The organism is Allobosea sp. CCNWLY174, assembly GCF_037120455.1.
GTDB classification, from domain to species: Bacteria; Pseudomonadota; Alphaproteobacteria; order Rhizobiales; family Beijerinckiaceae; genus Allobosea; species Allobosea lupini.
Genome location: NZ_JBBBBQ010000005.1, coordinates 146093 through 166071 on the forward strand (window position 1 = coordinate 146093; position 19979 = coordinate 166071).

General features: G+C 67.2%; 20 protein-coding genes and 1 pseudogene. 8 read left to right on the top strand and 13 right to left on the bottom strand.

Going from position 1 to position 19979, the window contains the following annotated elements; genetic code table 11:
- Positions 1-63: 63 nt before the first annotated feature.
- The 7 genes from V7S63_RS16855 to V7S63_RS16885 form a co-directional block, all read right to left on the bottom strand.
- The gene (locus tag V7S63_RS16855; protein ID WP_336531173.1) at positions 64-1263 is read right to left on the bottom strand and encodes a vWA domain-containing protein; all 1200 of its coding nucleotides are present in this window, start codon (positions 1261-1263) and stop codon (positions 64-66) included.
- Positions 1264-1509: 246 nt separating this feature from the next.
- The gene (locus V7S63_RS16860; RefSeq protein WP_100964964.1) at positions 1510-1884 is read right to left on the bottom strand and encodes a nuclear transport factor 2 family protein; all 375 of its coding nucleotides are present in this window, start codon (positions 1882-1884) and stop codon (positions 1510-1512) included.
- Between the two features lie 121 nt (positions 1885-2005).
- Positions 2006-2926, bottom strand: coding sequence for an AAA family ATPase (locus tag V7S63_RS16865; RefSeq protein WP_336531042.1), 921 nt, complete (start codon positions 2924-2926; stop codon positions 2006-2008).
- Between the two features lie 52 nt (positions 2927-2978).
- Positions 2979-3566 carry a LysE family translocator gene (locus tag V7S63_RS16870; protein ID WP_244543997.1) on the bottom strand — a complete coding sequence of 196 codons (588 nt, stop codon included), beginning with the start codon at positions 3564-3566 and terminating at the stop codon, positions 2979-2981.
- A gap of 22 nt (positions 3567-3588) precedes the next feature.
- Entirely contained in the window at positions 3589-4392 is an 804-nt protein-coding gene (locus tag V7S63_RS16875) for an FAD binding domain-containing protein (protein WP_336531043.1), read from the bottom strand.
- Between the two features lie 17 nt (positions 4393-4409).
- A complete protein-coding gene (locus tag V7S63_RS16880) occupies positions 4410-6773 on the bottom strand; it encodes a xanthine dehydrogenase family protein molybdopterin-binding subunit (RefSeq protein WP_336531044.1) in 2364 nt (787 codons plus the stop codon).
- Positions 6774-6871: 98 nt separating this feature from the next.
- Complete coding sequence (locus V7S63_RS16885) at positions 6872-7384, bottom strand: (2Fe-2S)-binding protein (protein ID WP_091841098.1); 513 nt, start codon at positions 7382-7384, stop codon at positions 6872-6874.
- A 336-nt stretch (positions 7385-7720) separates the two neighbouring features.
- Here V7S63_RS16885 and V7S63_RS16890 point away from each other — a divergent pair, with 336 nt between their 5' ends.
- Positions 7721-9064 (top strand): methyl-accepting chemotaxis protein, encoded by a 1344-nt coding sequence (locus tag V7S63_RS16890; RefSeq protein ID WP_336531045.1) that lies wholly within the window; start codon positions 7721-7723, stop codon positions 9062-9064.
- 3 nt (positions 9065-9067) lie between these two features.
- Here the strand turns inward: V7S63_RS16890 and V7S63_RS16895 are convergent, their stop codons facing one another.
- Positions 9068-9520, bottom strand: a complete 453-nt coding sequence (locus V7S63_RS16895) for an SRPBCC family protein (RefSeq protein ID WP_091841093.1) — start codon at positions 9518-9520, stop codon at positions 9068-9070.
- A 167-nt stretch (positions 9521-9687) separates the two neighbouring features.
- Here V7S63_RS16895 and pcaB point away from each other — a divergent pair, with 167 nt between their 5' ends.
- Entirely contained in the window at positions 9688-11058 is a 1371-nt protein-coding gene (gene pcaB, locus V7S63_RS16900) for a 3-carboxy-cis,cis-muconate cycloisomerase (RefSeq protein WP_336531046.1), read from the top strand.
- Positions 11059-11073: 15 nt separating this feature from the next.
- On the opposite strand, the gene V7S63_RS16905 is transcribed toward pcaB, so the two are convergent.
- Together V7S63_RS16905 and V7S63_RS16910 are read right to left on the bottom strand one after the other, a co-directional pair.
- Positions 11074-11589: a flavin reductase gene (locus V7S63_RS16905; RefSeq protein ID WP_091841089.1), complete on the bottom strand. Its 516-nt coding sequence runs from the start codon at positions 11587-11589 to the stop codon at positions 11074-11076.
- Between the two features lie 129 nt (positions 11590-11718).
- A complete protein-coding gene (locus V7S63_RS16910; RefSeq protein ID WP_336531047.1) occupies positions 11719-12405 on the bottom strand; it encodes a GntR family transcriptional regulator in 687 nt (228 codons plus the stop codon).
- A 118-nt stretch (positions 12406-12523) separates the two neighbouring features.
- Here V7S63_RS16910 and V7S63_RS16915 point away from each other — a divergent pair, with 118 nt between their 5' ends.
- The 4 genes from V7S63_RS16915 (at position 12524) to V7S63_RS16930 (ending at position 15550) form a co-directional block, all read left to right on the top strand.
- Positions 12524-12850, top strand: a complete 327-nt coding sequence (locus V7S63_RS16915; protein ID WP_100964983.1) for a cupin domain-containing protein — start codon at positions 12524-12526, stop codon at positions 12848-12850.
- Positions 12847-14079 carry an FAD-binding oxidoreductase gene (locus V7S63_RS16920; protein ID WP_336531048.1) on the top strand — a complete coding sequence of 411 codons (1233 nt, stop codon included), beginning with the start codon at positions 12847-12849 and terminating at the stop codon, positions 14077-14079. The genes V7S63_RS16915 and V7S63_RS16920 overlap by 4 nt, the downstream gene beginning before the upstream one ends.
- Before the next feature lie 65 nt (positions 14080-14144).
- On the top strand, positions 14145-14555 hold the full coding sequence (locus V7S63_RS16925) for a DUF3574 domain-containing protein (RefSeq protein WP_336531049.1): 411 nt from the start codon (positions 14145-14147) through the stop codon (positions 14553-14555).
- 122 nt (positions 14556-14677) lie between these two features.
- On the top strand, positions 14678-15550 hold the full coding sequence (locus tag V7S63_RS16930) for a bile acid:sodium symporter family protein (RefSeq protein WP_336531050.1): 873 nt from the start codon (positions 14678-14680) through the stop codon (positions 15548-15550).
- Between the two features lie 3 nt (positions 15551-15553).
- Here the strand turns inward: V7S63_RS16930 and V7S63_RS16935 are convergent, their stop codons facing one another.
- The 3 genes and pseudogenes from V7S63_RS16935 to V7S63_RS16945 form a co-directional block, all read right to left on the bottom strand.
- On the bottom strand, positions 15554-16801 hold the full coding sequence (locus V7S63_RS16935) for an NAD(P)/FAD-dependent oxidoreductase (RefSeq protein ID WP_336531051.1): 1248 nt from the start codon (positions 16799-16801) through the stop codon (positions 15554-15556).
- Between the two features lie 188 nt (positions 16802-16989).
- A pseudogene (locus tag V7S63_RS16940) lies at positions 16990-17202 on the bottom strand (arginine deiminase-related protein); the annotation flags it as partial.
- A gap of 6 nt (positions 17203-17208) precedes the next feature.
- Positions 17209-18261 (bottom strand): ornithine cyclodeaminase, encoded by a 1053-nt coding sequence (locus V7S63_RS16945; protein ID WP_336531052.1) that lies wholly within the window; start codon positions 18259-18261, stop codon positions 17209-17211.
- Between the two features lie 139 nt (positions 18262-18400).
- Between V7S63_RS16945 and V7S63_RS16950 the strand changes: the two genes are divergently transcribed.
- Both V7S63_RS16950 and V7S63_RS16955 read left to right on the top strand, forming a co-directional pair.
- Positions 18401-18844 carry an Lrp/AsnC family transcriptional regulator gene (locus V7S63_RS16950; protein WP_100964995.1) on the top strand — a complete coding sequence of 148 codons (444 nt, stop codon included), beginning with the start codon at positions 18401-18403 and terminating at the stop codon, positions 18842-18844.
- 104 nt (positions 18845-18948) lie between these two features.
- Positions 18949-19947: a hypothetical protein gene (locus V7S63_RS16955; RefSeq protein WP_336531053.1), complete on the top strand. Its 999-nt coding sequence runs from the start codon at positions 18949-18951 to the stop codon at positions 19945-19947.
- The last annotated feature ends 32 nt before the right edge of the window (positions 19948-19979 follow it).

Consider the following 19979-nt stretch of genomic DNA (forward strand, 5'->3'; position numbering starts at 1 on the left):
CCTTCGAGACGCGAGCTGCGATCGCTCCTCAGGATGAGGGCTGGTTCCAAAACAGATCATGCCTCAACCTGCCTTCTTCAACCACTGGCGCGGATCTGTGATCTGCCGTGCGTCGGAGGACAGCGCGGCGCAGAGATCGGCCATCGCGGCGAGATTGTGAATCGGCCGGAACTGGTCGACATGCGGCAGCATTGCCCGGATGCCGCTGGCCCGCGCCTCGAAGGCGTCGTAGCGCAGCAGCGGGTTGAGCCAGGTCAGCTGCCGGCAGGAGCGGTGCAGACGGTCCATCTCGAAGGGCAAATCGGGTCCCAGATGCCGCTCCAGCCCGTCGGTGAAGAGCAGCACCACCGCCCCGCCCGCGAGCACCCGGCGCGACCAGACCCTGTTGAAGGCGTGCAGCGCCGAGGCGATGCGCGTGCCGCCCTCCCAGTCCGGCGCCGCCTTGCCGGCGAGCGCCAGCGCCTCGTCCGGGTCGCGGGCGCGGAGCATGCGCGTCACATTGGTCAGCCGCGTGCCGAAGACGAAGGAATGCACGCGCCGGCGCTGCTCGGTGACGGCATGCAGGAAATGCAGGAAGATGCGCGAATATTCCGCCATCGAGCCGGAGATGTCGACGAGCGCGACAACAGGCGGATGGACCTCGGCGCGCTCGCGGAAGGCCAGGTCGATCGAGGCGCCGCCACCCCTGAGCGAGCGCCGGAAGGTGCGGCGCGGATCGATCCGCGCCCCGACATGGGCGGGCTGGAAGCGCCGCGTCGGCACGGCATCGTTGGGCAATCGCAGCTCGGCGATCAGCTGGCGCGCTCTGGCGATCTCGGCTGCGCTCATCTGGGCGAAGTCGCGCGATTTCAGCGTCTCGCGCTCGGAGACAGTGAGCCTGGCGCTGAGCTCGGTCAGTTCGACCGGGGGCTCCTCCTCCCGAGGCGGCGGGGTGAAGGCCTCGGCGACGCGCAGGGCGCCGGCTTCCGGCTTCTGCGGCTCGCCGTCGACCCGCGGCGTCACCGGCGACATCTGCGCCATCAATTTCTCGATCAGCCCGCGCCGGCGCCAGAATAGCCGGAAGGCCTGGTCGTAGACCGCCGAATCCTCGTGCTTCTTCACGAAGATCGCATGCAGCGCCCAATAGACGTCGTCGCGCTGCCCAAGTGCGCCATCGGCCAGCGCCTCGACTGCCTCGACCACGGCGCCCGGCCCGACGCGCAGGCCGGCACCGCGCAAAGCGCGGGCAAAATAGGCGACGTTCTCGGGCAGCTTGCCGGTCATCTCTCCACCGTCATGCTCGCCCCTGTGGCGAGCATCCACGTCTCGCATCGCCGATGAAGCACGAGCCGCCCTCTTCCTTCTCCCGGATGGGAGAAGGTGGCGCGGAGCGCCGGATGCGGGCCTGCCCTTTCCACGGAAGGCGCGGCGGCAACCGTCTTGCCCTCGTAATCGGCGGCGGTCCCCCACCCCTGCCCCTCTCCCACTCGGGAGAGGGGTTCCCCGCGCCCTTCCTGGCAGGACAGCTGCTCACGCCGCCGTCTCGGTCATGAACACCTTCTGCGCCACGACCCATTTGCCGTCGACCTTCAGGAAGGACAGAAGGTCGGTGAAATAACGCGGCGGCATCTGGCACTTGACCTTGACCAGCGCCATGGACGGCCCGACCAGATCGATCGCGAGGATATGATCGTCGCGCTCCAGCGCGGTCTCCTTCGGCGACTTGCGCCCGCGCACCGCCTCGAACCACTGCGCGCGCGGCACGACCTTGAGCTCGCCGTCGAGCGATTGGGTGAGCGCGCTGGTCGGATGAAAGACCGAGGCGAGCTTGTCGACATCGCCCTCATAGAGCCCATCGAGATAGGTCCAGGTCGCGGCCTCGATCGCCTTGATGTCGTCGTTCATCGCTTGCTCCCGTCGTAGCGCGTCATGCTCGGGCTTGACCCGAGCACCTCGGAAACCAGTTTCATCTTGCCTGAGATTCTCGGGTCTGCGCTTCGCTTCGCCCGAGAATGACGGCGAAAGCTCATCCCCGCGCCGCCTGCTTGGCCTGGTCGAGCAGTTCGCCGACCTTCGAGCCCTGCATCGCCTGGATGTCGTCCTGGTACTTCAGCAGCGCGCCGAGCGTGTCGGAGACGATGGCCGGGTCGAGCGCCACCGCGTCGAGCTCGACCAGCGCGCTCGCCCAGTCCAGCGTCTCGGCGACGCCCGGCGCCTTGAACAATTCCTCCTTGCGGATCGCCTGCACGAAGGACACGACCTGCTTGGCGAGCTTGGCGGGAGCGCCAGGCGCCTTCGCCTTCAGGATCGCCAGTTCGCGGGCGGCGTCGGGATAGCCGACCCAGTGATAGAGGCAGCGGCGCTTCAGCGCGTCATGGATCTCGCGGGTGCGGTTCGAGGTCAGGATCACGATCGGCGGCTCGGCTGCCTTGATCGTGCCGAGCTCGGGGATCGTCACCTGCGCATCGGCCAGCACTTCGAGCAGGAAGGCCTCGAAAGCCTCGTCGGTGCGGTCGAGCTCGTCGATCAGCAGGATCGGCGCGCCGCCCTCCTGCGGCTCCAGCGCCTGCAGCAGCGGGCGCTTGACCAGATAGCGTTCCGAGAACAGGTCGTTCTCCAGCCGTTCGCGGTCGCCGGCGACGCCGCCGGCCTCGGCGAGACGGATCGCCATCATCTGGCCGGCATAGTTCCATTCGTAGACGGCCGAGGCGAGGTCGAGCCCCTCATAGCATTGCAGGCGGATCAAGCGGCGCCCGAGCGCGGCGGACAGCACCTTGGCGATCTCGGTCTTGCCGGTACCGGCTTCCCCCTCGAGCAGCAGCGGCCGCTTCATCCTGAGCGCCAGGAAGAGCACGGTCGCCAGCGCCCGGTCGGCGACATAGCCCTGGGACTGCAGCAGGGACAGCGTGGCGTCGATGGAAGACGGAAGAGAGCAGCTTGCGGACATCGGCATCCAGTCTAGAAACTCATCTCGACGAGCGACACGGCCGGACACGGGATCAGCGCGTCGACCAAGCGAACCATAGCGCGACAAGCGCCATTCCCACTGCCGCGCCGCGACGGATCGCACGCTCGCGCGATGGATGGAAGAGCAGCGCGCGCGAGGCGGAGGCACCGAGCACGAGTGCGACGTGGATCACGGTTGCGATCACCACGAAGCAACCGGTGAGCAGCAGGAGCTGGTCGCGCGGTGCCGGCACCGGCAGGAACAGCGGAATCACCGCGACATAGAAGATTGCCGCCTTGGGATTGAGGAGATTGGTAACGAGGCCGCGCCGAAAGGACGGGCCGAGTTCGTCACCCGCCCCGGGCGGCGGATCGCGCCAAGCGTCATAGGCGAGCCAGAGCAGATAGGCGATGCCGGCCCAGCGCAGAGCCTGCGCAGCGAGCGGCGCCTGCGCGCTGACGAAGGCGAACCCGAACGCCGCCGCCAAGCCGAGGAGCGCAAGACCGAGCGCTACACCGGCAACCGCGGCAAGTCCCGCGCGCTGACCGCGCGCCAGGCTGAGCGCAACGAGATAGCCCATGTTCGGCCCAGGCGTGAGCTCGGCGATGACCGCGGTCAGCAGGAACTCCCAGAAGCGCACCCGACCTGGCCGGCGGCGCCACCTATTTCCCCGTCGCCTGCGCCACCGCCTGCTTCGCCATCACGCCGATGAGATGGGCGCGATATTCGGCATCGGCATGGATATCGCCATTGATGCCCTTGGCGGTGTGCTTGAGCCCGTCGAGCGATTTCACCGCAAAGCGCGCTTTCAGCGCCGCTTCCGCCTCCGGCCAGCGGAAGACGCCGCCTTCGCCGGCGCCGATGATAGCGACAGCGACCTCGCTGCCGCGCTTGGCGACGAAGACGCCGACCAGCGCATAGCGCGAGGCCGGATTGCGGAACTTGGCATAGCCTGCCTTGGACGCGACCGGGAACGAGACCTTGATGATGATCTCACCCTCATCCAGTGCCGTCTCGTAGAGGCCGCTGAAGAACTCCTCCGCCGGCAGCTTGCGCTTGTTGGTCACCACCGTCGCGCCGAGCGCCAGCAGCGCTGCCGGATAATCGGCCGCCGGATCGTTGTTGGCGACCGAGCCGCCGATCGTGCCGCGATGGCGCACATGCGGATCGCCGATATGGCTGGCGAGATAGGCCAGCGCCGGAATCGCCTGCTGCACCTCGGGAGACGATGCGACCTCGGCATGCGTCGTCATCGCGCCAATGACGAGGTTGCGGCCTTTGCGGGCGATGCCCTTGAGGTCGGCGCAGGAGGAGAGATCGACCAGCGCGCCGGGCGAGGCCAGGCGCTGCTTCATCGTCGGCAGCAAAGTGTGGCCGCCAGCGAGCAGCTTGGCATCCTCCTTCTTGGCGAGGAGGCTGGCGGCCTGGCGCGCGGTCGCCGGGCGGTGATAGGTGAAGGCGTACATGGTCTCGTCCTTTCAGATCACTCGGCAGCCATGCGGCTGAGCGTTTTCTGCGCGGCGCGCCAGACGGCCTGCGGCGTCGCCGGCATGGCGATGTCCTCATGGCCGAGCGCGTCGGTGATGGCGTTGATGACCGCGGGCGGCGCGGCAATGGCGCCGGCCTCGCCGCACCCCTTGATGCCCAGCGGATTCGACGGGCATGGCGTGACGGTCATGCCGACCTCGAAGGACGGCAGATCGTCGGCGCGCGGCATGCAGTAGTCCATGAAGCTCGCGGTCACGAGCTGGCCTTCGGCGTTGTAGCGGGCGCCTTCGAGCAGTGCCTGGCCGACGCCCTGGGCGATGCCGCCATGGACCTGGCCCTCGACGATCATCGGATTGATGACATTGCCGAAATCGTCGACCGCGGACCAGCGCTCGATCCTGGTGATGCCGGTGTCGGGGTCGATCTCGAGCTCGCAGATATGGACGCCGGCTGGGAAGGTGAAGTTGGTCGGGTCGTAGAACGCTCCCTCCTTCAGGCCCGGTTCGAGGTCCTGGCCGTTGAACTTGTGCGCGACATAGGCCTGCAGCGCGCAGGAACCGAAATCGAGTTTCCGGTCGGTGCCCTTGACGGTGAAGTTGCCGTCCTTGAAGTCGATATCGGCCTCGTCGGCCTCAAGCACATAGGCCGCGACCTTCTTGCCCTTGGCGATCACCTTGTCGATCGCCTTGAAGATGGCCGACATGCCGACCGCTCCGGAGCGCGAGCCATAGGTGCCCATGCCCATCTGCACCTTGTCGGTGTCGCCATGGACGATCGAGACATTCTCCAAGGGCACGCCGAGCCGATCGGAGACGAGCTGGGCGAAGGTCGTCTCATGGCCCTGGCCGTGGCTGTGCGAGCCGGTCAGGACCTCGATCGTGCCGACCGGGTTGACCCGGACCTCGGCCGATTCCCATAAGCCGACGCCGGCCCCGAGCGAGCCGACCGCAGCCGACGGGGCGATGCCGCAAGCCTCGATATAAGCGGAGAAACCGATGCCGCGCAGCTTGCCATTGCGGGCGGAATCGCGCCGGCGCTTGCCGAAGCCCTTGTAGTCGATGATCTCCAGCGCTTTCTTCAGCGAGGCGCTGTAATTGCCGGTGTCGTACATCATGATCACCGGCGTCTGGTGCGGGAACTTCCTGACGAAGTTCTGCGTGCGGAACTTGGCCGGGTCCTTGCCGAGCTGGCGCGCCGCGACCTCGACCAGCCGCTCGACCACGAAGGTCGCTTCCGGCCGGCCGGCGCCCCTGTAGGCATCGACTGGAGCGGTGTTGGTGTAGACCGCGTCGACCTCGCAATAGATCGCCGGGATGTCGTATTGGCCCGACAGCAGCGGCGCGTAGAGATAGGTCGGCACCGAGGACGAGAAGGTCGAGAGATAGGCGCCGAGATTGGCGGTGGTGTGCACCCGCATCCCCAGCATCTTCCCGTCGCCGTCCATGGCGAGCTCGGCATGGGTGACATGGTCGCGGCCATGCGCGTCGGAGAGGAAGGCTTCGGTCCGGTCCGAGGTCCATTTCACGGGACGGCCGACCTTCTTCGCCGCCCAGACGCAGACGGTCTCCTCGGCATAGATGAAGATCTTCGAACCGAAGCCGCCGCCGACATCGGGGGCGATCACGCGCAGCTTATTCTCCGGCGCGATGCCGATGAAGGCCGAGAGCACGAGGCGCGCCACATGCGGGTTCTGGCTCGTCGTATAGAGGGTGAAGGCGCCCTCGCCCTGGTCGTAATCCCCGACCGCGGCGCGCGGCTCCATCGGGTTCGGCACTAGCCGGTTGTTGACGATATCGAGCCTGGTGACGTGCTTGGCCGCCTTGAAGGCGGCATCGGTCGCGCCCTTGTCGCCGAGATGCCAGTTGAACACCGTATTGTCCGGCGCCTCGGCATGGACCTGCGTCTTGGACTTCGCCGCGGTCGCGGTGTCGACCACCGCCGGCAGCACGCCGTAATCGACGATGATCGCCTCGGCCGCGTCGCGCGCCTGCGCTAGCGTCTCGGCCACCACCACCGCGACATGGTCTCCGACATAGCGGACCTTGCCCTGGGCGAGCGCCGGATGCGGGCCTGCCCTCATCGGCGAGCCGTCCTTGTTGTGGATCATCCAGCCGCAGATCAGCCCGCCGACCTTGTCGGCAGCCAGATCATCGCCGGTGAAGATGCCGAGCACGCCGGGCATCGCCGCGGCGGCTTTCGTATCGATCGCTTTCAGCGTGGCATGCGCATGCGGCGAGCGCAGGAAATAGGCGTGAGCCTGGCCCGGCCGGTTAATGTCGTCGGTATAGCGACCCTGGCCGGTGATGAAGCGATGGTCTTCCTTGCGGCGGACAGAAGCGCCGATTCCGGTAGCGGACATGGATTCCTCCTGGCGTGACGCCTCTTATTGGGCGTTGAAGCGACTATGGCTGGATCACATCGGCGAGGCCCGCATCACGGCGCGGCCCGAGACGGCGCTTACTCGGCGGCCTGCCGCGGCGGCTCACGGTCCTTGGTCGAGCCACCCGCCATTGCCTCGGCGCCGGCGGCGATCGCCTTGACGATGTTGTGGTAGCCGGTGCAGCGGCAGATATTGCCATCGAGATCTTCGCGGATCGTCTTCTCGTCGAGGTGGTTGCCGCGCCGGTTCACGATATCGACCGCCGCCATGATCATCCCAGGCGTGCAGAAGCCGCATTGCAGGCCGTGATGCTCGCGGAAGGCCTCCTGCATCGGATGCAGCGCCCCGCCATTGGCCAGCCCCTCGATCGTCGTCACCGAGGCGCCCTCGCAGGACAGCGCCAGCGTGGTGCAGGCCTTCACCGCCTTGCCGTCGAGATGCACGACGCAAGCGCCGCACTGGCTGGTATCGCAGCCGACATGCGTTCCGGTCAGCCGGAGATTTTCTCTGAGGAACTGCACCAGGAGGGTGCGCGGATCGACAGTCGCGGTGACGGCTTTGCCGTTCACCGTCATGGACAGATTGGCCATGGGGCACTCCTCCGAAAGCCTGTTTTCTGAACGGCCCACGACATCTCGAAGACCGCACGATCCATGCGCCGGCCCGTCACGGGCCGGCGGAGAATTTCCTTGGAACAACTTCAAAAACCAATGTGGACCCGGGATTTTCCGCGGTCAAGCGCACCGCCATTCCGGAAGCCTGCTGTTTTGGCGATGTTTTTGCATGGTTTTGACGAAGGACACCTGAACAGCCGCTTCGCGATGCACCATCGCGGCGTCATCCCCTTTGCCGATTCTTAACCACGCCCATGCAACCTCGTGGACTGGAATGACGATCTCCGATCGTCGCGCTCATGGATGGCGCGGTTGGCCTCGATCCTCGAACACGTCCAGCGTCGCCTCAAGGCGATCGGCTATGACGAGCGCCAGCGGCAGCGCCTGCGCCGCTATCGCGCGATTGTCGAGCGGGTCATCACCGAGGTCGTCGAGCAGGATTTCGCGCGCGCCTTCGCCATCCATCCGATGCTGAAGCTCGCGGTCGAGCCGGCCGCCACCGAGCTCTACGCCGCCGAAGCCGACCACTTCCGCCTGCTCTTCGACGGCGACTTCGACCAGCGCTATTGCGATTCGCTCGAGCGGCTCACCATTCTCGAGCGGCACGGCCAGGTCGGTGCCCGTGCCCGCGCCTCGATCGCCTTCACCCTGTTCCGGATCTTCCTGCAGGAGAGCCGCACGCGCCTCGTCTTCTCGCGGCGCGACATCCCGCACGACCTCTTCATCATCGAGCGGGTGCTGACCTACGACGTCAACACCGCCATGTCGCTCGACCGCGAATTCGAGGCGGCGGAGGCCCGCCGCCGCGGCGTCGCGCTCGACGAGGTCGCCGCGACGCTGACCTCGCGGATCGGCCAGCTCGACGGCGCGATCAGCAAGGCAGTCGATCTCTTCGTCGAAACCGCCGGCGAGACCTCGGCGGCCAGCAGCTTCATCAAGGATCAGGTCGGTTCGGTCACCCAGACATCGCTGCTCGTCCGCGAGAAGGCGATGCAGACCGCGGCCGCGACCGAGGAAATGTCGGCGAACATCGCGGAGATCGGCCAGCGCGCCCGCCAGAGCCTCGAGATCGCCAACCGCGCCGTCGCCGATGCCGAGGCGATGGACGAGGCGATCGCCCGGCTGCGCCACGTCACCAGCAGCATCGGCACCGTTGTCGGCATGATCGCCGACATCGCCGCGCAGACCAATCTCCTGGCCCTCAACGCCACCATCGAGGCGGCCCGCGCCGGCGAATCCGGCCGGGGCTTCGCCGTGGTGGCGGCCGAGGTGAAGTCGCTGGCGACGCAGACCGCCTCGGCGACGCAGGAGATCGCCGCCCAGATCGCCGAACTCTCGGCCAGCGCCGAAGCCTGCGGCGTCCGTGCCGCCTCGATCGGCGCGACCATCGGCGAGATCAAGTCGGATTCGGAGGCGATCTCGGACGCGGTCGCCCAGCAGAGCAGCGTCACCGGCGGCATCGCCCGGCACGCCGCCGAGGTCGCGCACGGTTCGGACGAGGCGATCGGCAGCGCGACCCGCGTCAACGACAGCCTCGGCACGACCGAGAAGGCGCTGGAACGCGCCAATGCCGCCGCGGCCGACATCGCCCTCCAGGTCGGCGCGGCCGAGGCGACGGTCAGCGAGGCGCTGGCAGCGCTCCGGCGGGCCTCGTGATCGTCAGCCCTCGCTGACCGCCTTGGCGAAATTGGCGAAGAACTCGTCTGCCAGCTTCTTCGAGACCGAATCGATCAGGCGCGAGCCGAGCTGCATCAGCTTGCCGCCGACCTGGGCATCGACCTCGTAGCGCAGCAGGGTCTGCCCGCCTTCGGCGTCCTCCAGCATGACCTTGGCGCCGCCCTTGGCGAAGCCGGCGATGCCGCCCTCGCCTTCGCCGACGATGCGATAGCCGTTCGGCGGGTCGAGGTCCTGCAATTCGACCTTGCCCTTGAAGGTCGCCTTCACCGGGCCGAGCTTGACCTTCACCACCGCCGAGAAATGCGTGTCGTCATCCTTGTTGAGCTGTTCGCAGCCAGGGATGCAGGCCTTCAGCACCTCGGCGTCGTTGAGCTTTTCCCAGACCACCTGCTTGGCCGCGGGCAGCGTCGCCTCGCCGTTCATCGTCATCGCCATGGGCTGAGCTCCTCACCGTTCCCAGGATGGCCGGCAGGTTGCAGCCGGCCCCGCCTCGGGTCTATCCAAGTTCCCTTAATCCATGGCCGGAAATGACCGGCGCGCACAAGAGGACGAAGCTGGGATGTGGGTAGCAATGACCGCTCCGCACCAGGGCGCGCGCCGACATGGCTGAGGCCGGCCTCTATGGCGAGCTCTTCGCCGACCGCGAGATGTCAGCCGTCCTCGACGATCGCGCCGCGCTGCAGGGCATGCTCGATTTCGAGGCGGCCCTCGCCCGGGCCGAAGCGGAGGTCGGGGTCATTCCGCCCGCCGCAGCCGAGGCGATCGCTCCGCAGTGCAAGGCCGAACTCTACGACATCGCCGAGATCGGCAAGGCCGCGACGCTCGCCGGCAATCCGGCGATCCCGCTGGTCAAGGCACTGACGGCCCGCGTCGCCGCTGCCGATGCCGACGCGGCGAAATGGGTGCATTACGGCGCGACCAGCCAGGACGTGATCGATTCCGGCCAGGCCCAGCAGTACCGGGCCGCGCAGGAGCTGATCCTCGCCCGCTCGGCCCGCCTCGCCCATGCCCTTGCCGCCCTCGCTCGCGATCATCGCCGCACGCCGATGATCGGCCGCACCTTCCTCCAGCATGCGGTCCCGATCTCCTTCGGGCTCAAGGCGGCCAACTGGCTGGACCCGATCGTCTCCTTCCATGACGATTTCATGATCTGGGGGGAGTCGGCGCATCAGCTCGGCGGCGCCGCCGGCAGCCTCGCCTCGCTCGGCGACAAGGCCGATGCGGTCTCGGAAGCCTTCGCCCGCATCATGCCCTCGATCGGCGCCGTGCGCGTGCCCTGGCACACCCAGCGCCGGCGCCCGGCCCGGATCGCGACCGAGCTCGGCCTGCTGCTGGGCCATCTCGGCAAGATGGCCGGGGACATCGCCCTGATGGCGCAGACCGAGATCGGCGAGCTGGCCGAGCCGGAGGCGCCGGGCAAAGGCGGCTCCTCCGCCATGCCGCACAAGCGCAATCCGGTCCTGTGCACCCTGATCCTGACCGCGGCCAAGCGCGCGCCAGGATTGGTCGCGACCATGCTCGCGGCGATGCCGCAGGAGCATGAGCGCGCCATGGGCGGCTGGCATGCCGAATGGCCGACCTTGCGCGAGCTCTTTCTGGTCGCGGGCGGAGCGCTGAATCATGCCGTCGCCCTGGTCGAGGGGCTGCAGGTCTTCCCGGAGCAGATGCAGTACAATCTCGACCTCACCAACGGCCTCGTCATGGCCGAACGCGTCTCGCTCGCATTGGCGCAGACGATCGGCCGCGGCGAGGCCCATCATCTGCTGGAGGAGGCCAGCCGCGACTGCATCGCCAGCGGCCGCCATCTCAGGGATGTCCTGGCCGAGCATCCGACATTGGCAGGCAGGCTCACCGGCGAGGAACTCGACGACCTGTTCGACCCGACCACCTATCGCGGCGCGACCGACGCGATCATCGACCGCATCCTCGTGCTCTACGAGGAAGAACGGGAATACATGGGCGGCAATGGCTGAGCCGAGAGGCCTGCCTCAGAAGCCGCCGAAACGGCGATGGCGGTAGACCAGGCCTGGGCCAGAGCCGCCGCCGCCGAGCGCGACCACCTGTCCGATCAGGATGCGGTGGGTGGTGACGCGGTGAACCGCCGCCACCCGGCAATCGAAGCTGGCGAGCGCGCTCGCCAGCACGGGCGCCCCGGTCGAAAGCTCGCCCCATTCGCCCATCGCGAAGCGCTCTTCGCCTGTCAGGCCGCGCCGGCCCGAGAACACCGTGGCGAGCTCATGATCGGCCGCCGCCAGCGTGTTGACGCAGAAGATGCCGCTCTCCTCGATCGCCGCCAGCGTCCGGCTGGCGGCCTCGATGCAGACCAGAACGGTCGGCGGCGCAACCGAAACCGAGCTGAACGCAGTCGCCGTCAGCCCCGAGCGGCCGGCAGCGCCGAGGGTCGTCACGATATGAGTAGCGCTCGGGACCTGCGCCATCGCCTCGCGGAAGGCCTGCGCATCGGGGAGCGCGGCGCGTAAGGCGGCATCGACCATGCTGTTCATCGCCCAACTCTGCGCGAGGTTACCGCCTTTTATCTAAGCGCGCAGGTGTAAAAGGCCAGTTGCATCAATTGTCGACATTCCCGGCGATTCTGCGGGAGGGTTAAGATATATCACGTTGGCGGAACACGCTCACTCGCGCCTCAGGGCGGCGAGCAGCCCGGCACGCAGATGTCCCATCAACGCATCGCTCGCCTCGGTGGCCGCCTCCGACTGACCTGCGACCAGCGCCTGGGCAAGGATCACATGATGCTGCGCGGCCGGCACCAGATCGATCTGCCGGTCGAAGAAATACCAGGCTCGGCGGATCAGCGCCTGCAGCGGCTCGACGGCCCGGCTGGCATAAGGGCTGCGAGCCGCCGACGCGACCAGCGTATCGAGTTCCTTGTCGAGGCGCATATAGGCGTTGACGTCGTCGGCCTGCGCCGCCTCGCGCATCGCCCGGGCCTTGGCCAGGATGGCACTGCGCTCGGACGGGCCGGCGCGCCTAGCCGCCTCGGCCGCGATCAGGCGCTCCAGCGCTTCGCGGGCATCGAGCGCGGCCATCACATCGATCGCGTCGATGGCGGTGACGGCGACGCCCTTGCGCGGCAAAATCTCGACCAGCCCCTGCTGCGCCAGCCGGATCAACGCCTCGCGGACCGGCGTGCGGCCGACGCCGACGAGATCGATCATCTGCGCCTCGGTCAGCACTGCGCCCGGCCGCAGCGACAGCGTCACGATCGCCTCCTCGAGGCGGCGATAGGCCAGGTCGGACAGGCTGGCGGAGGCGCGGCCGCCGACGGAATCCTCGCCGGAAACGCGGGCATCCTCAGTCATGGGCAGCCCCCGTGATGCTTGACGCGTCGGACAGCATTGATATATCAGAACTTTCACCAGAACCGCAAGGCGGGCAAGCCGGCCGATCGACGGTAAATAATCCGCGTATGGAGGCGACATGGCGTTCACCTGCACGATCCCCGCCGTCGCCACGCTTCAGCAGGACGACGACACCGTCCGGATCACCCGCTGGGACTTCGAACCCGGCGCGGTCACTGGCTGGCACAGCCATGGCTGGCCCTATTTCGTGATCATGCTGGTCGCCGGGACCTTGCGCATCCATGACGGCACCAAGGAAACAGACGTGCCGCTGGCACAGGGCCAGGCCTATATGCGCCAGGCCGGCATCCAGCACGACGTGATGAACGGCTCGCCCCACCCGATCGCCTTCGTCGAGATCGAGGTGAAGCAGCCGGCCGCCCTCAAGCTGCTGCCCACCACATGAAGATCGCGATCATCGGCGCCGGTATCGTCGGCACGGCGACCGCCCACGCCCTGCTCGACGAGGGCCACGAGGTCCTGATCCTCGACAAGGAGGGGCCGGCCTTCGGTCCCTCGCGCGGCAATGCCGGCATCATCGCGCATACCGACGTGCTGCCGATCGCCAGCCCGAACATGCTGCGCAAGGTGCCGGGCTTCCTGCTCGATCCTCTCGGGCCGCTGGCGATCCGCCTCGGCTATCTCCCGCAATTGCTGCCCTGGCTGGCGCGTTTCCTGCTCGCAGCCCGCCCGGCCGCCTATGAGCGCTCGATCGCCGGCATGATCGCGATCCAGCAATTGGCGCTGCCGGCCTGGCTGGCGCGTGGCGAAAAGGCCGGCATCAGCAACCATATCCATCGCCGCGGCGCGCTCTACACCTACAGCAATCCGGGCGACACCGCCGGCCTCGAAGCGCTCGCCCGGCGCCAGCGCGCCGCCGGCATCGCCGTCGACATGCTGCCCTCGCAGGAGCTGCGCCAGCTCGAGCCGGCGCTCAGGGATCGCTTCGCTGGCGCCGCCTTCCATCCCGATTGCGCCCATATCAGCGACCCGCTCGCCCTCACCATGGCCCTGTTCGAGACGGCGCTCGCGCGCGGCGCCAGCTTCGAGAAGGCGGAGGTCACCAACATCTCGCTGGGCGAGCGCCCTGCCTTGGTCGGCCCCGATGGCTGGCAGCGCGTCGTCGATCGCGTCGTCGTCGCGGCCGGCGCCTGGTCGAAGCCGTTGGCGGCGGCGATGGGCGATACCATCCCCCTCGACACCGAGCGCGGCTACAATGTCAGCTTTCCCGGCGTGACCGGCCTGACCAGCCGGCCGATCGGCTTCAAGGATGACGGCTTCGTCATGACCCCGCTGGAAAGCGGCTTGCGCATCGGCGGTGCGGTCGAGTTCGGCGGTCTCAAGGCGCCGCCCAACCATGCCCGCACAAGGGCGCTCTACGACAAGGCAACGAGGCTGGTGGACGGCCTGCCGGCTTTCGACAGCGGCAGGGTCTGGATGGGTTTCCGGCCATCGCTGCCGGATTCCTTGCCGGTGATCGGCAAGGCAAGCCGCAATCCCAATGTCGTCTACGCCTTCGGCCATGGCCATTACGGCATGACCCAGTCGACCGCGACGGCCGATCTCGTCGCCGCGCTGATCGCCGGCCGTTCGCCGGCGATCGACGTCGGCCATTTCAGCCCACAGCGCTTCTGAGGCGGCAATGCCCGGCGCATAGCTCGGCTGACTGAATCGATCTCTCAGCCGACAGGGGCAAGGCCATGATCCGACTCAGCTTTGCGCTTCTGATTGCAAGCACCCTCGCCGGCTGCGCCGGCCTTGCGCCCCATTCCTGCCTGTCCGGCCAGCAGGCAATGCTCTCAGCCGAGCTGCTCTTCGGCCGCAAGATCGGCGACAGCATCGGCGTCAGCGAAGCGGCCTTCCGCCGCTTCGTCGATGAAGAGCTGACGCCGCGCTTCCCTGACGGACTGACCATTCTCGACGCCAGCGGGCAATATCGTGACCGCGAGCGTGGCCGATTGATCCGCGAGCCCAGCAAGCTGGTCCAGATCGCGATCTCGGATGAACCTGCGAATCGTGACAAGGTCGCCGCCATCGCCGAAGCCTACAAGCACCGCTTCCACCAGCAATCGGTCGGAGTGATTCTCAAGCCGGTCTGCGCGTCTTTCTGAGCATCATCGAAAGAATCGGAAACCTTGCTACGAAAAGATCCAACCCAGTCCGTGGCGTAGGATCCATTCCTCAACTAGCCTGACGCAACGGCATAGAAAAGGCCGACAAGGGGAAGCGCGCAATGCAGGGTTCGATCGTGACCGATCTGCTGTTGCCGCTCGCCATTGGCATCGTCATGCTCGGACTGGGCCTGAGCCTGACGATCGGGGACTTCCGCCGTATTGCCCGCTATCCGCTGGCGGTCGGCTTCGGTCTTTTCCTCCAGGTCCTGCTGCTGCCCCTCGCCGCCTTCGCGATCGCGATCGGCCTCAAGCTGTCGCCCGATCACGCCGTCGGCCTGATGCTGCTCGCGGCCGCTCCGGGCGGCGCAACGGCCAATATCTACAGCCACCTCGCCCGCGGCGACGTGGCTCTCAACATCACGCTGACGGCGGTCAACAGCCTGCTCTGCCTGCTGACGCTGCCGATCGTGCTCGATCTCTCGCTGAGCTATTTCCTCGGCAACGGCCAGTACGTGCCGCCGCCGCATCGCAAGGTGATCGAGGTCGGCGCAATCATCCTGATCCCGGTCGCGCTCGGCATGCTGCTGCGGGCGCGCGCCGAACGCGTCGCCATTCGCGCCGAGAAACCTATCAAGATCTTCTCGATCCTGGTCCTCGCCATCCTGATCGCCGGTGCGATCTATATCGAGCGCAAGGCACTGCTGCCGAGCCTGATCGCGGTCGGCGGCGCCTGCCTCGCCTTCAACTTGGTCAGCATGCTCACCGGCTACCTCGCCCCGCTGGCGCTGCGCCTGCCCAAGGGCCAGGCGGTGGCGATCGCCATGGAGATCGGCATCCACAATGCCGCGCTGGCGATCTTCATCGCCCTCAACGTGCTGCGCAATCCGGCCGCAGCCGTGGTGCCCGGCATCTACAGCCTGATCATGTACGTGACCGCCTCGGCCTTCGCCGTCTGGCTGGTGCGGCGGAATGCGGCGCTGCGCCCCGCCTGAGATTCAGCCGAACCGCGCCGGTGCGAACGGCGTGGGATCGACGAAGACCTTCTGGCCGCTCACCATCTCGGCGACCATGCGGCCGGTCACCGCCGCCAGCGTCAGCCCATGATGGGCGTGGCCGAAGGAGAACCACAGGTTCCTGTGCTTCGGCGCCGGACCGATGATCGGCATCATGTCCGGCGTGCACGGCCGATTGCCGAGCCAGGGCTCGGCTTCGAGCCGCTCGCCCAGCGGGAACAGGGTCTTGGCGATCGGCTCGGCCCGGGCGAGTTGCACCGGCGTCTTCGGCGCGCCGCGATTGGCGAATTCGGCGCCGGTGGTGAGGCGCACGCCCTGGCGCATCGGCGCCAGGAAATAGCCGCGCTCGGTGTCGAGCACCGGATGATTCAGCACGGCGTTGCCGAGCGGCTTGTAATGCATGTGATAGCCGCGCTTGACCGCCAGCGGCAGACGGTAGCCGAGCCGGTTCGTCAGCACGTCGGCCCAGGGGCCGAGCGCCACGATCGCGTCCATGCCGAGCGCCTTGGTGCCATCGGCCAGTGTCACGCTCCAGCGATCGCCGTCCTGCGCGAGCGTGCCGGCATCGCCCTGGGCGAAGCGCCCGCCGAGCTTTTCGAACAGCGCCAGATAGGCCTTGGACAGGCCGAGCGGGTCGATCACCGTCACCGGATCGGTCCAATGCAGGCCGCCGATCAGGCTCTGGTCGAGATGCGGCTCCTCGGCCCGCAAGGCCGCAACGTCGAGCGCGCGATGGTTCAAGCCGTAATCGCGCTTCCAGCGCTCGGCCTCGGCGAGCCGTTCATCCTGCTGCGCTTGCGTGCGGAAGACCTTCATCCAGCCCTTGCGGCGCAGGAGATCGGTCGCGCCGGCTTCCTGCGCCAGCGCGTCGTGCTCGGTGACACAATGCTCGATCAGGGTCGCGTATTTATGGGCGATCGCCTCGTGCTGCGAGGCGCGCGAATGCATCCAGTACGACCACAGGAAGGGGGCGAGCTTGGGGATCGCGTTCCAATGGTAGTGCGCATCGATGGTGTTGTTCATCGCATAGCGGATGAGCGCGCCGAAATCATGCGGGAAGCCGTAGGGGTAGACGCCTTCGCGCTGGATCAGGCCGGCATTGCCGTAGCTGGTCTCACCGCCGGGCTGGCCGCGATCGACCAGCAGCACCGAGCGGCCTGCCTTTTGCAGATGCAGCGCCACCGAAATCCCGACGATGCCCGCCCCAACAACGATCGCGTCCGTACGCATCGGCCCTGTCTCCGCCAGCCTTCCCCGCCAGCAAGAATAGCGCCAGCCGCAGCGCTGTCAGCCATTTCGTTGAATGTTGCGGATAAACGGGCAAAGTTTCGCAGCTTCTGCCGCACCTATTGCAGTGCAGCGACCCGAGTTGGAATCCAAGCTGATCCTGCGCAATTTTCTGCACAGGCTTGCACTCGTCATTCCGATGACGGGAAAGAACGCGGATTCAGATGCACCCCGGCGATCGTACAGCGGGTCGAACCACCGGCCCGCTCGATCGTCGGGAGCGCGAGCGGCAGCGGCCGCGCACTCTCGCCGATGATGCCGAGCTGTTCGGAGGTCAAAGCGGAAAAGGCCATCGTCGACAAGGCGAGGACGCGCCCGTTCCGGCCCTGGAGCTCGATCGCGTTGGAAGGTCAGTCGGCGGCGCGCTGCAGCATGCCGAAGAGATCGCGCGGCTCGTCCGGATCGGCGATCATGTCGAGGTTCTGGTAGAGGTCCGTGCCGGCGATGCGCTCGCGCAGATAGCGCAGCGCCGAGAAGTCCTCGATCGCGAAGCCGACGCTGTCGAACAGCGTGATCTGCGTGGGATCGCGCCGGCCCGGCGCCTGCCCAGTGACGACGCGCCAGAGCTCGGTGATCGGATAATCCTTCTCCATCTGCTGGATCTCGCCCTCGATCCAGGTTTGTGGCGGGTATTCGACGAAGGTGTCGGCGCGCAGCAGGATGTCGCGGTGGAGTTCGGTCTTGCCCGGGCAGTCGCCGCCGATGGCGTTGAGGTGGACGCCGCGCCCGACCATGTTGTCGGTCAGGATCGTCGCGAACTGCTTGTCGGCGGTGCAGGTGGTGATGATCTCAGCCCCCTCGACGGCTGCTTGCGCGGTGCCGCAGGCGGTGACCGCCAGCCCGCTCCCCTGCAGGTTGCGCCGCGTCTTCTCGGTGGCGGCGGGATCGATGTCGTAGAGCCTGACCGCCTCGATGCCGATGACCGCCTTCATCGCCAGCGCCTGGAACTCGGCTTGCGCGCCATTGCCGATCATCGCCATGGTGCGGGCGCCCTTCGGCGCCAGCTGCCGCGCCGCCATGGCGGAGGTGGCGGCGGTGCGCAGCGCGGTCAGCAGCGTCATCTCGGTGAGCAGGACTGGATAGCCGCTGGCGACCTCGGCCAGCAGGCCGAAGGCAGTGACCGTCTGCAGGCCGGAGGCGACGTTCTTGGGATGACCGTTGACGTATTTGCAGCCGTAGATCGTGCCGTCCGAGGTCGGCATCAGCTCGATCACGCCGTCGCGCGAATGGCTGGCGATGCGCGGTGTCTTGTCGAAGCTCTCCCAGCGCCGGAAATCCTCCTCGATGCGATCAGTGAGCTCGCGCAGCATTGTCTCGATGCCGACCCGATGGACGAGGCGCATCATGTTGTCGACGCTGACGAACGGCACCATCGCCTTCGCGGAGGGAGGTAATGCGGTCATCGGCAGTGCCAGGTCCCGTGCTGTTGAGAGGCGATTCTACAGCTGGCGGCATGTTGGCCGAAAGATCAGAACTGTGTTATTTTCGACAATCAATTGAACAGATTGCTTACCTGAATCGCTCTTTCGGTCAGGAGCCTCGATGGTCGCAGAGATTGCCAAATATGTCCCCGACACGCTCGATCGCGCGTTGATCACGCATCTGCGGGCCGATGGCCGGGCCTCGCTCTCCAAGCTTGCGATCGTGTTGGGGGTCGCCCGCGGCACCGTCCAGAACCGGCTGGAACGGCTGCTCGAGACGGGAACGCTGCTCGGCTTCACCGCCCGCGTCCGCGACGACTACGATGAGAATGCCGTGCACGCGGTGATGATGGTCGAGGTCGTCGGCAAGTCGACGACGCAGGTCATCCGCAAGCTGCGCGGGCTGCCGGAGGTCCATACGCTGCACACCACCAACGGCAATTGGGACCTGGTCGCCAATATCCGCGCCGGCAGCCTCGCCGAGTTCGACAGGGTCCTGCGCGAGGTGCGGATGATCGACGGTGTCGCGAACAGCGAGACCAGCCTGTTGCTGAGCAGCGTCTAGAGCAATTCCGAGCGAAGTGGACGCCGGTTGTGGCCACGGTCGCGCACTGACGACGTACCGCCCTGCGCCGCCCCCAGATGACGCCGCCCTTCGGATCGGCCAGTGTGGCGCCCCGTTTCGCTTCTCCGGTCTCGATGCTCGCCGCCCTCGCCTCCGCCCTCGCTCTGCTCGGCCGCTACGGCACGCAGGGCTTCGCGCTCTCGATCTTCCTTGGCCTCGCTCTGCCGCAATTCTCCGCGGCGGCGCGCCCGCTCCTGCCGATCACGATCTTCTGCTTCACCACCGTCGTGTTCATGCGCGCCGACCTGCGCGTCATCGGCGGCCTGGTGCGCCGGCCGGCGAAGCTGGTCGTGACCTGCCTCTGGCTGCTGTTCGTCCCCGCGCTGCTGATCGCCGCAGCCCTCGCTGTGCTCGGGCGCGAGGCGCTCGACCCCGGCCTTCTGCTCGGCATCGCTATCATGGGCGCGGCGCCGCCGATCATGTCGTCGCCTGCGGTCGCCATCCTCTACGGCTTCGAGCCTTCGCTGATCATCGCAGGGGTGATCGTCACCACCATCGTGAGCCCGATCATTGCGCCGTTCCTGGTGGACTGGCTGGCGGGGGCCGCCGTCCCGCTCGACCGGCTGGCGCTGGCCCTGCGGCTCGTCATGTTCATCGGCGGCGGCATGGCCGTCGCCTTCGCGATAAGGCGTTGGCTCGGGGCCGAGCGCATCCGGGAGCTCAAGCCCAATCTCGATGGCTTCGGCGTGCTGATGTATTTCGTCTTCGCCATCGCGGCGATGGACGGAGTGACCAAAGCGGCAATGGACCGGCCGGGGCAGGTCGCGCTGTTCCTGGCCGTCGCCTTCCTGGTCTCCGCGGTCGGCCTCGCCAGCGCCTGGCTCGCCTTGCGCCGCTTCCCCATCTCCGAGCGCTTCATGATCGGCTACGGCACCGGGCAGCGGAACATGGGCCTGCTGGTTGCGGCGCTCGGCGCCGGCGTGCCGCCGACCACCTATCTGTATTTCGCGCTGGCCCAGTTCCCGATCTATCTGCTGCCCTGGCTGCTGCGCGGTGTCGCAGCGCGGATCAGACGCAGGGAAGCCCCTGCTGACGCGGGCTGACTGCAAGCTTTGTCAGAGTTCCGGCAAGCAAA